At 63.1% G+C, this 15241-nt stretch carries 14 protein-coding genes; 3 read left to right on the top strand and 11 right to left on the bottom strand.

Going from position 1 to position 15241, the window contains the following annotated elements:
- Positions 1-4: 4 nt before the first annotated feature.
- The 7 genes from HZF03_RS09330 to HZF03_RS09300 form a co-directional block, all read right to left on the bottom strand.
- Positions 5-205, bottom strand: a complete 201-nt coding sequence (locus HZF03_RS09330; protein WP_119018652.1) for a hypothetical protein — start codon at positions 203-205, stop codon at positions 5-7.
- Positions 206-298: 93 nt separating this feature from the next.
- Positions 299-892: a hypothetical protein gene (locus tag HZF03_RS09325; protein WP_119018645.1), complete on the bottom strand. Its 594-nt coding sequence runs from the start codon at positions 890-892 to the stop codon at positions 299-301.
- Positions 868-2085 (bottom strand): hypothetical protein, encoded by a 1218-nt coding sequence (locus HZF03_RS09320; RefSeq protein WP_133303238.1) that lies wholly within the window; start codon positions 2083-2085, stop codon positions 868-870. The genes HZF03_RS09325 and HZF03_RS09320 overlap by 25 nt, the downstream gene beginning before the upstream one ends.
- A 97-nt stretch (positions 2086-2182) precedes the next feature.
- The gene (locus HZF03_RS09315) at positions 2183-3358 is read right to left on the bottom strand and encodes a phage portal protein (protein WP_119018653.1); all 1176 of its coding nucleotides are present in this window, start codon (positions 3356-3358) and stop codon (positions 2183-2185) included.
- Between the two features lie 139 nt (positions 3359-3497).
- Complete coding sequence (locus HZF03_RS09310) at positions 3498-5177, bottom strand: methyl-accepting chemotaxis protein (RefSeq protein ID WP_119018647.1); 1680 nt, start codon at positions 5175-5177, stop codon at positions 3498-3500.
- Between the two features lie 169 nt (positions 5178-5346).
- On the bottom strand, positions 5347-5493 hold the full coding sequence (locus HZF03_RS09305; RefSeq protein ID WP_012495419.1) for a hypothetical protein: 147 nt from the start codon (positions 5491-5493) through the stop codon (positions 5347-5349).
- Between the two features lie 277 nt (positions 5494-5770).
- Positions 5771-7111 (bottom strand): hypothetical protein, encoded by a 1341-nt coding sequence (locus tag HZF03_RS09300; RefSeq protein WP_234906872.1) that lies wholly within the window; start codon positions 7109-7111, stop codon positions 5771-5773.
- Here HZF03_RS09300 and HZF03_RS24455 point away from each other — a divergent pair.
- Entirely contained in the window at positions 7110-7439 is a 330-nt protein-coding gene (locus HZF03_RS24455) for a hypothetical protein (protein WP_234906871.1), read from the top strand. The genes HZF03_RS09300 and HZF03_RS24455 overlap by 2 nt on opposite strands.
- Positions 7440-7591: 152 nt before the next feature.
- On the opposite strand, the gene HZF03_RS09295 is transcribed toward HZF03_RS24455, so the two are convergent.
- The 3 genes from HZF03_RS09295 to HZF03_RS09285 all read right to left on the bottom strand — a co-directional run bounded on the left by HZF03_RS09295 (position 7592) and on the right by HZF03_RS09285 (position 10982).
- The gene (locus HZF03_RS09295) at positions 7592-7756 is read right to left on the bottom strand and encodes a Flp family type IVb pilin (protein ID WP_042441495.1); all 165 of its coding nucleotides are present in this window, start codon (positions 7754-7756) and stop codon (positions 7592-7594) included.
- Positions 7757-7867: 111 nt separating this feature from the next.
- Positions 7868-9268 carry a TAXI family TRAP transporter solute-binding subunit gene (locus HZF03_RS09290; RefSeq protein ID WP_119018649.1) on the bottom strand — a complete coding sequence of 467 codons (1401 nt, stop codon included), beginning with the start codon at positions 9266-9268 and terminating at the stop codon, positions 7868-7870.
- A 124-nt stretch (positions 9269-9392) separates the two neighbouring features.
- Positions 9393-10982 (bottom strand): MDR family MFS transporter, encoded by a 1590-nt coding sequence (locus HZF03_RS09285; RefSeq protein ID WP_179906287.1) that lies wholly within the window; start codon positions 10980-10982, stop codon positions 9393-9395.
- A gap of 209 nt (positions 10983-11191) precedes the next feature.
- Between HZF03_RS09285 and HZF03_RS09280 the strand changes: the two genes are divergently transcribed.
- On the top strand, positions 11192-12259 hold the full coding sequence (locus HZF03_RS09280; protein ID WP_119018432.1) for a linear amide C-N hydrolase: 1068 nt from the start codon (positions 11192-11194) through the stop codon (positions 12257-12259).
- Positions 12260-12374: 115 nt separating this feature from the next.
- Complete coding sequence (locus HZF03_RS09275; RefSeq protein ID WP_119018431.1) at positions 12375-13550, top strand: serine hydrolase domain-containing protein; 1176 nt, start codon at positions 12375-12377, stop codon at positions 13548-13550.
- A gap of 356 nt (positions 13551-13906) precedes the next feature.
- Here the strand turns inward: HZF03_RS09275 and HZF03_RS09270 are convergent, their stop codons facing one another.
- Complete coding sequence (locus HZF03_RS09270; RefSeq protein ID WP_119018430.1) at positions 13907-14677, bottom strand: ComEC/Rec2 family competence protein; 771 nt, start codon at positions 14675-14677, stop codon at positions 13907-13909.
- Positions 14678-15241: the final 564 nt, after the last annotated feature.

Here is a 15241-nt window from a genome sequence, read left to right as displayed (position 1 = left end):
CGCCCTACTCCTCATCGTGCGTCCGGCGCCGCGCGCGGCGGTTGAACAGGTCGAGCGCGTGGACGAAATCATCAAACCGCCGCACCGCCGCCGCCCACTCCCGCAGCACGAACCAAAGTCCCAAACTGGCCCCGACTGCCCACAGCAGCAAAGCCACGTGAGCGAGGTCCCCGCGCTCGGAAAACATCTTGATCAGATCGGACATCGGCATCTCGCCCGCAGACACCCGCGTAGTGGGGAGTCGTCCACCCGCCGTCAGTTATTCGGCATCAGCAGAGAAACGTTCTGCGCTCGCAGCTCAGCGGTGCAAGAACTTGAAGCCATCGCCGGGTGGCTGCTCGTTAATATCTTCATCCCGCAATACGCGTGGCTCCGGCCCCGGTTTGAAGAAACCCGGGAAACGAAAGGTTTTCGGTGGAAGATCCTTGCCGTCGACCCATTCGATGCTGGTCGGTAGTTCGCCGTCCCGCTCCATGAACTCCTTCACAGCGGGCCACGCTTGCGGGTAGGGAATAAACAGACCGATCGGCCGCAAATCGCCTTGCAGCGTCCGCAACCACTCCTTGATCCGGCTCATGTCACCCTTGGAGTAGCAATCAAGCGGCTGCCTGATCCGGCCATCCCACTTGCGGTAGTAAAGGAAAATGCCGAAATCCGGCGTGCCCACCATCGTGAGGCGCGCGGTGACCTGATCGATCCCGGGGTGGCCGTCGGTGCCGTACAATCCCGAAATCTCCAGCCCAAACTCGTCGTTTCCGTGCGGATCGGGAGCCCACGGATTCTCGGCCGGCACCAGGAAGTAAGGCGCGAGCTCACCGGGGTTCGGCCACCCGTTCGGATCCAGATCTCGAAAGTAGATCCGCTTCCTCACTTCCTTCTCCAGACTTGCCATTCGCCCTTCCACATCACGCTCGCCCGGCTTGATTTGGGCTCGCGGATCGTGACATACGGATTGACCAATTGCAGTCCGAGTTTCGGCAACACCTGTTCACAGCTCCAGCAAACGGGCTGATCGACTTGCACCTCGATGGGCCGATCCACCAGACTACCAATATATCGACTCGCTCGGATGAGAAGATTGGCTTCTGCATGAAACACAGCATCAAGTGGTCGAGATCCCGTATTTTCTCCCCTGATCAATTCAGGGTGCTCGACAGCCATCTGATCGCGCAGTCCTGCAGCCAGATTCCAATCGGCATTGCTGTAACCTGGCGCATGCGAGTTGACGCCGAAGTATACGTCGCCTTCAATCCTTGCGACCGCAACGGTCCCTTTATCCATCGGCCAGATAGGTCGACCAAATAGATCTGCCCTATTATTATATATTCGATAACTATTGATCCATGACGTCCCATCACAGGGGCCGAGCTCCGGGATCCGATTGCTGGGCGACGGATCGAGTGGCGGCCCCAGATTACCGCCGATCCCGGTTCGAAGTCGCTCGAGATAGATCTCCGATTCCCTTGCGCGCGCCTCGGCTTTAGCGATCGCGCCATTGATACTCCCGAAGGACTCGAAGCTGAGCTCTCGCGGTCTCCAGTCCTCATCGTAGCGGCGGATTGCGGCCAGAGCCGCTTCGCCGCGGGATGTCGCCAGATCCAAACGGACCAACTGCTCTGTCGACGCCCCCGGAAACCAGGTGGACAGCGGCGGTCGACGGCCTTGAACCTCTTCGAGGTTGTCGCCGACGTCGGTTGCTTCGGAGTTGGGGATCGGCCGTGGATCCTTCCAGGCCAGATCATCAAGGTGCTTCAGCCAGGATTTCAGGTCGGCTGGGCTTTGAGCCCCAAATGCGAGCGCGGAGTTTGCGTCGGCCGAGATATCACTGTCTGCGAGCTCGGCTTCCGGCGGCGCCTCCACTGGCCCACTTCCATCTGTCCATCGTCCACCGCCCGTGTGGCCAGCAGGTATCCGGGGTTGGTTCGGATTGAACTTGCGGTCCAGCGCTGTGAACATTTCCGATGAACTCACGCCGGGCTTCAGGAAGCGTACTACATCCGGCCTGATCCAGCGGTCTGCATCAGGCCGCACGAAGCGATGCGCATCAGGCCGCATCCAGCGCGCGCGCGCTGATGCGAGAGCCACGCTGACTCGTTATCATTCATCGTCGTTATCCGCTTAAGTCGTAGCTAGTGAGGGCGATCGTGACTAGCACCCGGGCCTATCGCGCTTCGGCGCCCCCTCACCCCAACCCGTCCCCGCCTTCGATCGGCGCGTAGCCGACCGCTTCGCGCTTTTCGTTCAGGGTGAGGAACGGCGCGCGGGTGACTCGGTCCCACAGCGCGGTGCGGTCGGGTGACAGCGCGTCGATCCGGTCGGTATCGATCACCAGGCGCACACCGTCTCCGAATTGCGGCGACAGCCACTGCGCCAGAGCATTGCCGACGCGCGTCGCCAGCGGCAGCACGGTCTGGCGCACGAAGCTGCGGTTGGCTTCCTGATAGTTCGAGAACGTGTTGTCGCCTGGAATGCCGAGCAGCATCGGCGGCACGCCGAACGCCAGCGCGATCTCGCGCGCGGCGGCGTGCTTGGCCTCGAGAAAATCCATGTCCTTCGGCGACAGCGCCATCGCCTTCCATTCGAGCCCGCCTTCAAGCAGCAGCGGCCGACCGGCATTGGCGGCACCTTCGTATGTGAGCTCCAATTCGCGTTTCAGCCGTTCGAACTGATTCTCGCTGAGCACGGCGCCTTCCGGGCCGGCGTAGACCAGCGCGCCCGAAGGCCGTGCGGAATTGTCGAGCAGCGCCTTGTTCCAGCGCGCCGCCGCGTTGTGGGTGTCGACCGCGACCGCGGCAGCTTCAAGCGGCGCCAGGCCGTAATGGTCGTCGAGCGGGTGGAAAAACGTCAGATGCAGAATCGGCGGAACCGAAGCGGCATGCTGATCGAACCGCACGGTGCGGCCGGCGACGCTGTAATCATACGCCTCCGCCCAGCCATCGGCGCCCGGGATCAGTTTGATGCGATCGGGCCGCAGCGCGTAGAGCTCGTGCACGGCCTCACCGAGCGTCACCGCCTCGATATAGGCATTGCCCGCGAGCAGAAGATGCGCATACAGCGTCTCCAGCAGCGCGGCGCCATCCTGGCGAGGATTGGGGCGCGCCAACAAAGCAGCGAGCGGATGTGCCTCCTTCTCCTGCGCGCCGTCGAATACGCCGAACACGCAGGCTGCGGCATTCTCCGCCACCAGCCTCACGCAGCGATACACGATCGCGTTTCGTACGTAGCCTTCACGCGCCAGCCCGGCGTAGTCCCGCGGGGTAAATCGCGCCACTCCGCCGAATCCCACCGCAAGTAACTGCGCGGTTCGCGACGTCTTGGCTTCCGGGACGGTGAGAAAGGCCTTGAGACGATCGAACATCGGAAAATCCATTCGACTGGAAATAATCAAACGTACACAGCGCCGCACCCAGGGCTCGACGCGGCCGAAAACACGAAGGCCCCGGTCGCGCGATGTCCGCGCGGCGCAGGGCCTCCGCTCCAAAAGCTCAGACGATGGTTCAGCCGGCGGCGATCCGCGCCGCCTCGACGGCCGCGCGTTGCATGCTGCTCGACATCTCGCTGGTCACGGTGCTCTGCTCTTCGACCGCTGCGGCGGTCGAAGTCACATACTCGCTGACCTCGTTGATCGCCTGCTTGATGGCATTCAGCGCCATCGCGACATCGCCGGAGATCGAATTGAGGCTGCTGATTTCCTCGCCGATCTTGTCGGTCGCCTGCTTGGCCTGATTGGCGAGGTTCTTGACCTCGGCGGCAACCACAGCAAAACCGCGACCAGCCTCGCCGGCGCGCGCCGACTCGATCGTCGCGTTGAGCGCCAGCAAGTTGATCTGGCCGGTGATGTTATTGATCAGCTCCACGATGCCGCTCATCGATTGCGCGGCGCTGGTGAGGCGCTGCGCCTGCGCATCGGCATTCGACACGCGGTCGACGGCGCCGGCCGCGGTCTCGCGCGACTTGGCCATTGTCGAGGAAATCTCACGTACCGAAGTGTTGAGCTCCTCCGCGCCAGCGGCCACCGTCTCCATCATGCCGCGCACCCGTTCGTTACCGATGCGGGCCAGCACCTGCTTGGTGACGTCGGTGGCGAATTTCACCACCTTGAACGGTCGCCCGTTGAGGTCGAGGATCGGATTGTAGGATGCCTGGATGTAAACTTCGCGGCCGCCCTTACCGATCCGTTTGTATTCCGCCGCCTGGTATTCGCCGCGATTGAGCGAGGCCCAGAACTCGCGATACGCCGCGCCGGCGCGCTCCGACGGGTCGACGAACATACTGTGGGGCTGGCCCTTAATCTCGGCGAGTGAGTAGCCCAACGCTCGCAGGAAGTTGTCATTGGCGGTGAGCACCGTGCCGTCCATGTCGAATTCGATTACTGCCTGCGACTTGCCGATCGCGGCGATCTGGCCGGCCATATCGGCGTTGCGCAGTTTCTGTTCGGTGACGTCGGTAGCGAATTTCACCACCTTGGCAGGCCGCCCCTTATCATCGAAGATCGGATTGTAGGATGCCTGCAGCCAGATCTCGCGGCCTCCCTTGCCGATCCGCTTATATTCGGCCGCCTGGTATTCACCGCGATTGAGCGCAGCCCAGAACTCGCGATACGCCGCGCTGTCGCGATCGGCCGGCTCGACGAACATGCTGTGGTGCTCGCCCTTGATCTCGTCGAGCGTGTAGCCGATCGTCTTCAGGAAATTCTCGTTCGCGGTCCGGATCGTGCCGTCCATGTTGAACTCGATCACCGCCTGCGAGCGGTTGGCCGCCGCCACCTGCCCTGCGAAATCGAGATTCTGCAGCCGGATCGATGCATCGGCCCACTCGACCACGACCCCCGCTCGGCTGCCATCGGCATTGTTGATCGGCGTCGCGATCAAATCGAAAATCCGCGGCCCAATCTGGATCGTTGCCCGATGCACTGAGGCGAGGCTCTTGAGCATCTGGCGCTGATGGCCGGGATTTTTGTGGAAGTTGTCGATATTTGTGCCGATCAGCGTGTCGACATTGAACTTCGGCAGCTCCTTGCGCAGATCGCTCTCGGCGTCGCGTAGCAGCGAAGTCACCGAGTCGTTCATGTAAACGATATCAAGTTCTGGGTCCGACACCATGATGTTCGCGCGGACTGCTTTCGTCGCCAGCAGCGTCAAGGCTGCGGCATCGCTCTTGGACTTACGACCGAACATGGTTTCTCCCGGCTCGCGGCACCTCAGGGTGGAAGATGAAAATGGGTACCGTTTTGAGCGGGAACTCCGAAATAACCGATTAATATCGGGCCAGGTAAGACTACCGATACGAACTCGAACGGAACATGGCCGAGATTGCTTCGCGGAAGGCTATTACAACTCCGGGCTATTACAACCAAGCGAACCAGATCACGCCCAGAATTAGTACGGCCAAGCCCGTGCTGACTGTCAGCAGCGCAAGCACCGAGGGACCACGCTCGCCTTGCCGTGCCTCGACCGGATTTTCGACGATTCGACCTTCTTCACGTGTCGCCATGATCCCTCCTCAGTGTTGAGCGCTGTCGATCGGCCAACGCATGATCCCGACGCCCGTTCCGTGACGATTCTGTCGTCGTGGGCGGCAAGGAACGTGGAACACCGGACGCGACCAGGGTTTGGCGCAATCAACTGGTACGAGGATCACAACCAGCGACACCAGGCCGCGATGCAGCGTCGCTCATCACCCGCTGATCAAGCGATCAGCAACGGCTGCGTCAGAACCCAATTGTGGAGCATGGCCGGAAGCTACCCGGAGAGCGTCACGTTGTCAAGGATTATTTTCTTAGAACGCCCGAGCCCGGCAGATGCTGGTCGTGACGGATCTGGCTGCCGAGCAACAGACCGGCGAGCAGCATCATGAAGCCCATCGCCGGCGGCGCGAACAGCGCCTCTTCCTGGAACAGGCCGTTGGTCAGCACCACCAGGATGCCAAATGCCGCCATGCCCAGCAGCAGGATGCCGGACCGGGCGTAGAGCCGCCAGCACCACCACGCGACAACCGCGTAGAAGCCCAGCGGAACCAGAGCCGCCACACCCATCTGATACAGCAGGACACCGACCGAGCTTTCGGCTGCCCCTTCGACCGCACCTGCCTGTTGGGCAGCCTGCCAATTGATGCCGGAGAATCCTTCGGTGAGATTGCCGCCGGATCCCAGCCCGCGGCCGAGCGGCGCCGCGAGAAACCCGTTCCACCCGCCCATCAGGCCGATGACGTGGTAGTCGCCGATCTTCAGGCCGCTGTGGATCACCAGAACGGCATAGACAGCCAGCACCACGATAGCTCCAAGCAAAACCAACACCGGGCCGATCAGGATCGTACCGATCCATGCGGCACCGACAAACAGCACCATGATCGCCGCGCCTTTGACGCCGCATAACAGCATCAACACGAATGCCAACGCACCGAGACCGGCACGACCAATGGCGAACAGAAACAGCGAGAAGAAGCCGACTCCGTAGGCGAAGCTGACCGGGCTGATGTTCGGTCCGTACAGCCGCAGCATCTGGCCGAGGCCAAAACCGCTGAGCAGCGAGGTGTTGAAGAAGTCGATGACGAACAGATCCTTGATGCCGACGATGACCTTTCCGGTTGTGCGCATCTCGCGTTCCCACACGCCGGATTTCGCCGCCTTGATCTCTTCGAGCCGCCAGTAGGCATGACCATTGGTGAGAGCGAGCCAGGTATCGCGGAACAGGAATTCGACGGCACCGCAGATCAGGACCATCACCGCGATAATGACGATATAGGGCGTCACCCGAATCCGATCGTTCGCAGCCGCCAGCAGCGCGAGCTGAAACAGCAGCAGCGGCAGCCCTATGTTGCGGAGATAGATGGCCGATGCCTTCGGCTCACGGCCAAGGCCGATCACGAAGTAGATCCCCATCACCGCCAGCACAGCGCTGCTCGCCAGCAGCATGCGGTTCAGACCAGGCGATCGCCGTGACAGGATCGACAGCACGAAGGCGACCAGCCACATTACCGCGCAGATCAGAAAGTTATAGCCTTTCAGAATCTCAAGCTCGGACGGATCCGTCAGCAGCGACGAATAGAGCGAGACGAAGACGTTCTGAAACATCAGCACGAAGATCGCGATCACAGGCCCCTGCGCCGGCATGAGCAGTGCAATCGCGACCGCGATCAGCGTCTCGACGGAAATTGCAAGAACAGGACTGGCGATATGCAGCAGCGGCGAGAATGCGGTCGCCCCGAGCGCGACAGCAAAGGTCAGGAGAATTCGGGCCAGCGGTTCGCCCGACGGATCGGCGGCGGACCAAGATCCCGTTCCCGATCGTGCATCGCCTAAGGGCGATGTGCCGGCGAGCCGCATGCTTCAGACCTTCGGTTGGCTGTCGGACGACGAACCCAAACGGTTAGCCGTGAACGCCGAAGAAGCGGTTAACCATCGCGACGTCCGACGAGGCAACGGAGCCTCCGTCTCGTGAGGTTAAGCATTCGGTAAGGATAAGACGGCCTTCAGCAAGTGTGACGAAGCTTGCTGGCACCTCACGCGCCGATCCGGCTTCAGCGGAGCCTGACCAGGCCGACGCGGACCGACACTCGAAAGTCGGATGGCCTGCGGTACGGAGAGTGAAAGTTACTTCAGTGCGTCGCTGACTGAGGTGTACTTGCCCGCCAAACTGTTGCCGAGCGTCGTCACGACGCCGAGAATCACGATGCTGAGGCCGGCGGCGATCATGGCATACTCGATCGCAGTGGCGCCGCGTGTGTCAGCCCAGAAGCGGGAAATCAGGCGTCGCACGGCACTCTCCTGGGTTCGCGACCACATCGCCCCGGGTTCTTCCAGAGCAGGCTGGAACCGTAGATGTGACAAGTTACAGGAATCTTGACGGCATCCCGTTACTGCGAGCGATCAGGCGCGGGCGGCCGGCAGTGTCGCCGGATCAGCCGGAACCAGCCCGGGGCCGGAAGCGCTCAACGCGGCACGACGGTCCACCACCGCGTGGTGGAACTGCTCCAGCACCAGGCTGAACGGCTCAAGGTCCTCGATCGCGCCGTCGTCGTAGCAATCCAGCGTGTCACGGAGGATCTTGTCGATCTCGTGCTGTAAAGCGTCCAGCGCCTCCAGCGTCTCCGCTTTCCGCGCCTTGGCCACCATGGCGAGCGCGCGGTCGCGCATCTTGGCGCCGGCTTCCCGCTCGTCGCGGGTCAAATAGCTGCGAAACCAGGCGCCGGCCGAGCCGAGGCCGGACAGCAGCAGCACCAAGCCCCAGATGTAATCGCTGTTACGCTCCATGAAGGTGCGGTCGGTGCCGTCGATGAACGCGGCGGCGCCGCGATGCGCCGGCAGCGCCGCGTCCTTCTCAGTGTCCGGCGCTTCGATCTTGCCGGCGAGCGGCATCTCGCGGGCGATCTGCTGCCGGGCGGCGAAGATCTGCCGCGTCAGCTTGGTCACCGTCACGGAGGACAGCGACTGCCGAGCAATGATCAGATGGTTGACGCTGACGGTATCGACCTTGTCCTCGGGCCGCGCCGGCTGGGTGGAGAAGATGCTGCCCGGAATCTCCTCGGAATCGTAGATCGGATACTTCTTGGCGATGGCATCACCAACATCGACCGGCAGGAACCGCGGCTCGCCCCGCGCCTTCGCGGTGGCGGCGATCGCTTCGCCGGTGATCTTGCTGTCGAGCGGCCCGACCGCCAGGAACGCGTCGAGCGAAGGATCGCGCGCCATCTCGGCGAGCTGGCCGGTAGCGAACTGCTCCTTCTGGACCTTGTCGGGCGCGACGCCGGACTCGGCCAGAATGATGTCGAACAGTTTGACGTTGGCCGGCGTCCGCCCGATCACGCCGACCCGGCGGCCTGCCAGATCGGTGATGGTCTTGATCGACTTCTTGCCCTTGCCGGCCGACGACGGCGCCCACAGCACCACCACGTTCTTGCGCAGCACCGCCACCGCCTGCGCGTCGGCAGGCAGATCAAGGTCGGCCCGGGTGACCGCGAGGTCCGCCTTGTGGTCGCGAAACGCCTCGATGCTCGGCGTCGCCCCACCGGTGACCAACGGCACCAGCCGCACAGCTGCGCGATCCCGCGCAAAACTCTGGGCCAATGCTTGCACCAGCTTCAGATCGTCGCCGCCTCCCGGCCCGACAGCGATCTTCAGGCTGACGGGTCGTAACTCGTAGAACACCAAGGCGAGCACGCCGACCGCAACCAGAATGAAGGTCAGCACCGCCGCCAGTGCGAAACGGGCGCGATTACGGCGCCGCCGCGTGCGGAAACTCTCGCTGCCACTACCGTCCGGGGATGCCATCCCGTCACCCGCCTCTCGCGCCGGCGCGGCGCCGGCTCACGCCCTGCGCCGAGCTTACGGCCGTTGTGCGGCAGACTACTCAATATTTCTATTGTGGAGTATCGGTAAATCCGAGCGTCGGAGTCTATTCCGAAAGCGCGAGCGTCGGTTCGGGGCCGGCCAGCTTGCGCTCTTCCATCACCATGATGCAGAGCGCCGAAGCTGCCAGCATCAGGGCAGCCGCGCCGAACACCCAGCGGAACCCCGCCACCATTTCGACGGCCGCCACACTGCCGACGACGTGGCGATGCTCGGCGCCGCCGAGCTGCACGTCGCCGCCGAGCGCGACCAGCAGGATCGCTGTGAACGCCGCCACCGTGAACGAGGCCATCAGGGCCCGGAAGAAGTTCATCGCGCCGGTCGCGGTGCCGATCTGCGGCCGCGGCACCGCGTTCTGGATCGACACCACGCTGACCGGAAACACCGTCCCGAGGCCGAGCGAACACAGCGACAGCAGCGTCAGAAATAGCCACAGCGGCAGCGGCGTCAAAAGCGCGATGGCCAATGCCATCAGCGCCGCAAAGCCGGTACCAAGAATCGCGATCCGCTTGTAGCGCTCGACATGCACCATCGCCCGGCCTGTGAACGCTGCGCCGAACACCGAGATCGCCGCGATCGGGATCAACGCGAGGCCGGACTGGCTCGCCGTCAGGTGGTACACCGCTTCGTAGTACAGCGGCATGTGAACGGTCAGCGCGATCATCGCTCCCATGGTGAACGCGCCCCCCGCCATCGCCCATGGCACCACCGTTCCGCTCATCAATTGCAGCGGCAGGAACGGCTCGCGCGCCCGTAGCGCGTGCCAGATGAAGCTCGCCGCCAGCAGCACCGCCGCGCCCGACAGCGCCAGGATCGTCGGCGACAGCCAGGCGAAGCGATTGCCTCCCCAGGTCAGCACCAGCATCACCGCCATCGCCGACGCCATCAGCAGGGCGCCGCCCAGCCAATCGACTTTGCGGCGGCGGTGATACACCGGGATCTTCGCCATCTTCGGCAGCAGCAGCGCCAGCGCGCCGATCGCGAGCGGTAGGTTGATCCAGAAGATCATCGACCAGTGCAGATGCTCGGCGAAGAAGCCACCGAGGATCGGGCCGCCGATCCCGGCCGACACCCACACGCCCGAGAAATAAGCCTGATACTGGCCGCGCTCGCGCGGACTGACGACATCGGAGATCACTGTCTGCACGATCGGCATAATGCCGCCGCCCCCCAGGCCTTGCAGAGCACGGCCGAGGATCAGGACGAGCAGACTCGGCGCCAGCGCGCACATCACCGAGCCGGCGACGAACAGGCTGAGCGAGACGATGATCATCACGCGACGGCCATAGATGTCGGCGAGGCTGCCGAACACCGGCGCCACCGCCGTCGACGACAGCAGATAGGCTGTGATCACCCAGGACAGGTTTTCGACATCGCCGAACTGACGCCCGATCGTCGGCAGCGCAGTGGCGACGATCGTCTGGTCGAGCGCCGCGAGAAACATCGCCAGCAGCAGGCTCAACAAGATCGCGCGCACTTCCCCCTGGGTCAGCGCACCGGCCGGCGCCGGCGGCGGGGCGTCGCCGAGATTGATCACTTCGGTCGGAATGCTGGAGAGTTCGGCGGCGGCTTCGTCGGACAGCAGATGGTGGGGCGGGCCCGCAGGTTTACGGCTCTGGCGTTCGGACATGCTCATGCGGGCGCGGAATCTCGTCAGGCTGACACGATGCGGGGGAAATCGCTGATGTATCCTACTAATGCATCCACTGCTGGAACGACAGCAACGTCAGCGCATGGGTGCACCGCGTACCGCTGCTGGTCCGTGGACTCGGGATATAATCAGCGATCGGCGGAATGTTCCGCATGGCAAAATACGCCCCCGCTTAGTGGGGATTGGAGTCAGGCATGATCGGTTTCAAGCGACGTCTCCTCGCCACCTGCGCCGGCGCAGCTGCCATCGCGGGATCGTTACTGCCGCCGGTCGCCGACGCCTGCACCCGTCTAGTTTATCTCGGCGCTGACAATCAGGTGATCACGGCGCGGTCGATGGATTGGGCCCGCGACATCGGCACCAATCTCTGGATCTTCCCCCGCGGCATCAAGCGCTCCGGCGAGGCCGGCCCCAATTCGGCACAATGGACCGCACGCTATGGCAGCGTCATCGCGTCGGCCTACGACGTCGCGACATCGGACGGCATCAACGAGGCGGGGCTCGTCGCCGACGTGCTGTGGCTGGCGGAATCGCAATATCCGCCGTTCGATGGCTCCAAGCCGGGACTGGCGCTGTCGCTGTGGCCTCAATACGCACTCGATAATTTTGCGACTGTGGCCGAAGCCGTCGAAGCGCTGGCCAAGGAACCGTTCACGGTCGTCACCGACAAGATGCCCGGCGAGCAACGCCTCGCCACCGTGCACCTGTCGTTGTCGGATGCGTCCGGCGACAGCGCCATCATCGAATACATCGACGGCAAGCAGGTGATCCATCACGGCCGGCAATACCAAGTGATGACCAATTCGCCGACCTTCGATCAGCAGCTCGCGCTGAATTCGTATTGGCAGCAGATCGGTGGCACGGTGATGCTCCCAGGCACCAACCGCGCGGCCGATCGCTTCGCGCGGGCCTCGTTCTATGTCAGCGCCATTCCGAAGACGCCCGACCCGGTGGAATCGATCGCCGCCGCTTTCAGCGTGATCCGCAATGCGTCGGTGCCGTTCGGCATCTCGACGCCCGACCAGCCGAACATCTCCTCGACCCGCTGGCGCAGCGTCGCCGACCACAAACGCAAACTGTACTTCTTCGAATCCGCGTTGACGCCCAACGTGTTCTGGGTCGATCTCACCAAGATCGAGTTCGCGGCCGACAAGGGCGTGGTGAAAAAGCTCGATCTCGGCCCCGGCCAAAGCAACGTCTTCTCGGGCGAGGTGCACGATCGCTTCAAGCCGGCGGAGCCGTTCAAGTTTCAGGGACTGTGAGGCTGCGCTGAAAGCGCAGCAACACAATCAAGTTGCGCTTTCCGAGAATGGGCCACCAACATCGACCATCGGCGGCCTAGCGCCTACATCGTCCGGGTACCCACCTGGAGTTCGCATGTCCCCTTCCGATCTCGCCGCGCCGGAGGACGCATCCGGCGCCACGCTCGCGAACTGGCGCGAGCTGCCGTTCAGCCGCTGGTCGTTCCGCAACATCGATGCCCTGATTCCCACCGAGGCGATCGCCAACGCGCCCGACGATATTTGGTCACTGCCGGCTGCACCGCGCGCGCTTAATGAGTTTCGCGTCCGTGCCCAGGGCGGCGGAATACTCGACCTGGAAGGCTTTCTCGCTGCCACCGACACCGACGCGCTGGTCGTGCTCAAGGACGGCAGGATCGCGATCGAGGCCTACGCCAATGGCACCACTGCAGCGACGCCGCATATTATCATGTCGGCATCGAAGTCGATCACCGGGCTGATCGCCGGCATTCTCAGCGAGCGGGGCCATCTGCAGCTCGACGCCGAGGTGACGAAGCTGATCCCGGAAGTGGCAGACACCGCCTATCAAGGCGCGACACTGCGGCAGATGCTCGACATGCGGACCGGCATCCAGATCGACCTCGACGCCCAGCGCGCTTATGCGGCCGCCGCTGGCTGGGATCCAGTCCCTGAGAACTTACCGCCGACCGATCTGAAGACGTTCTATCGCAGTTTCACGATCAAGCCGCAGCCGCATGGCGGGGCATTCCGCTATGTCTCTGCCAACACCGATCTGCTCGGCTGGGCGATCGAACGCGCCACCGGCACCCGCTTTACGACGCTGGTGTCCGACCTGTTGTGGCGGCCACTCGGCGCCGAGCAGCCCGCCTCGATCACCACCGATCGGAAGGGCCAGGCTCGCGCCACTGGCGGCTTCAGCATGGTAGCACGCGATTTCGCGCGTATCGGCCAGATGATGCTCGACGACGGCTGCCGTGACGGCCGCATCATCGTTCCGCCGTCATGGATCGACGATCTGTGGACCGGCGGTGACCAGGATGCGTGGCGACAGGGCGAGTGGCAGAAATTGTTCCCGTACCGGAATTTCAGCTATCGCGGCGGCTGGTATGTGATTCACGATGAGCCGAAGACGATGTTCGCTATGGGAATTCACGGACAGAATCTGTTCATCGATCCGAAGAACCGGCTGGTGATCGCCAAACTATCGTCGCAGGGCGCAGCGGTCGACAATGCGGCCTGGGCGGTGACGCATCGCGCACTGCCGGAGTTTTGCCGCTGCCTCGCCTCGTGACATTACCAGGCGCGCGTGGGATTCGTGACACCCGAACAGGTGCGACTGATATAATTGAAGAACAAATAAAGAGGCCCGGTCGCCATTCGGCGCCCGGGCCCAAGTCTAGGGAGGAAACGCCCCAAGGAAGGGGACCGCGACGAACCGCATCGCGGATGTTCAGTATGTGACACACTTCTAGTGTGCGTTCTATTTAGGCAAATCCCGAGTCCGGGAATGTCCCTATCGTAGTTTTACGGAGGCGACTAAGCACGCCAGCACGGCGACGATCTGGCATTGGCCGCGCCGACCGTCCTGTCAGACGACAGCCTTGTCGAGCAGGTCGATCAGGTGCGGTTTGCCGTCGGCGACGATCTTCACTTTAGCGGCCAACTGCGGGTTGTCGGCGAAAAATGCCACCAGCCCCTGCTCGTCGGCCGACCAATCCGGCCGCACGCCCCCCCCTTCGGCGGCTTCGCCCGATTGGCTTCCTTTGCCTGCTGCTTGACCCAATCGGCCTCGCTGCCGGCATCGATCTCTTCGATCGGATAGGTCTGATGGGTCGTGTAGTCCTCGGCCACGCCCCTCGCATCCAGAAGCATCTGCAGCGTAGCCCGCTCTGGATTGCCGTGGTCCCCATTCCCCGAAAACACGCAGTGACCGGCCGTGACGCGTTCGAAGAACGAGGTCTCCATATTATTGTCGCTGCCATGATGCGGCACCTTGAGAACATCGACGTGCAGCGTCTCGTCCTTGGCCAGCTTGCCGGTCGTCTCCAACCCCTCGATGATCTTGTCGCCCCTCGCATCGCCGGTCAGCAGCATGGTCTTGCCGCCGCATTCGGCGAGCAGCACGATGCTCGACAGGTTCGGCACTGATTTGTCGACGAAAGCTGCGAGCATCGCCGACGCGGTGGGACGGGTGCCGTCGGCCTTGCGTTGCCGCAGCCACTGATCGTGCATGTCCTGCAGCGCCTGCAGTTCGTCCTGCAGCGGGCCCGCGACGGTGATAGTCACACCGTTGAGGTCGACCGGCGCGGCGTCGGCAGCGGTCAGGATCAGCTTGCCCTTGAACTTGTGGTTCGGCTTCCAGCCGAGATCGGCAGCGTCGTCGCGCAGGGTGCGGCCCTGCGGCACGTTGGCGAGCACGGCGTGCGCCGCAGCTCCTCCTCTGTCTCGCCAATGCGCCGCCCGCGAACATGTTGATGTCAGCCCCGGCGAGGATCGAGGCGGTGCCGAAGCCGCTCGCCAGTTCATCCGGCTTGGTTGACAGAAGGTCGTCGAAGCCGTTGTGCCATAGGCTCGTGACCGCCAGCCTGATCCCAGGCGCCGGACTGCCCTGCTCGCCGGTCAGATCAAGGATGCCATGGAGGTGGTCGTCATCGATGTGACTGACCAGCACCACGTCGACCGGCAGCAGATCGGCGGTGTCGATGGCAATCCGTACCATGCCAGATCCGCCCGCCCACCCTCGCGTCGGACCACAGACTATCCGAATTTCACCACCCGGCAAAACCGGTTTGCGCGGCAGCAAAGGCCGGCAAGTCATCGAGGCGACCTGTCCCGCTCGGACCGATCGCCGAGTCATCCCCACTCACCTCATGTGATTTGAACGATTCAAAAAGAATGGTGCGGCAACGCGCATCTCTGTCCCGCCGCGCACAGTTCAACTGAATCAAGGCGATACTCGCCCCATCAGGATCGTTCGCACGC

The organism is Rhodopseudomonas palustris, from assembly GCF_013415845.1.
In the GTDB taxonomy this organism is placed as follows: domain Bacteria; phylum Pseudomonadota; class Alphaproteobacteria; order Rhizobiales; family Xanthobacteraceae; genus Rhodopseudomonas; species Rhodopseudomonas palustris_F.
Note: the sequence above shows the minus strand (reverse complement) of the source record. Positions and strands in the feature narration are given on the sequence as shown.

Coding starts and splice junctions, on each gene's coding strand:
- HZF03_RS09330 (WP_119018652.1), bottom strand. CDS start 205: ATGTCCGATCTGATCAAGATGTTTTCCGAGCGCGGGGACCTCGCTCAC.
- HZF03_RS09325 (WP_119018645.1), bottom strand. CDS start 892: ATGGCAAGTCTGGAGAAGGAAGTGAGGAAGCGGATCTACTTTCGAGAT.
- HZF03_RS09315 (WP_119018653.1), bottom strand. CDS start 3,358: ATGTTCGATCGTCTCAAGGCCTTTCTCACCGTCCCGGAAGCCAAGACG.
- HZF03_RS09310 (WP_119018647.1), bottom strand. CDS start 5,177: ATGTTCGGTCGTAAGTCCAAGAGCGATGCCGCAGCCTTGACGCTGCTG.
- HZF03_RS09305 (WP_012495419.1), bottom strand. CDS start 5,493: ATGGCGACACGTGAAGAAGGTCGAATCGTCGAAAATCCGGTCGAGGCA.
- HZF03_RS24455 (WP_234906871.1), top strand. CDS start 7,110: ATGAGCAGTGCAATCGCGACCGCGATCAGCGTCTCGACGGAAATTGCA.
- HZF03_RS09300 (WP_234906872.1), bottom strand. CDS start 7,111: ATGCCGGCGCAGGGGCCTGTGATCGCGATCTTCGTGCTGATGTTTCAG.
- HZF03_RS09290 (WP_119018649.1), bottom strand. CDS start 9,268: ATGGCATCCCCGGACGGTAGTGGCAGCGAGAGTTTCCGCACGCGGCGG.
- HZF03_RS09285 (WP_179906287.1), bottom strand. CDS start 10,982: ATGAGCATGTCCGAACGCCAGAGCCGTAAACCTGCGGGCCCGCCCCAC.
- HZF03_RS09280 (WP_119018432.1), top strand. CDS start 11,192: ATGATCGGTTTCAAGCGACGTCTCCTCGCCACCTGCGCCGGCGCAGCT.
- HZF03_RS09275 (WP_119018431.1), top strand. CDS start 12,375: ATGTCCCCTTCCGATCTCGCCGCGCCGGAGGACGCATCCGGCGCCACG.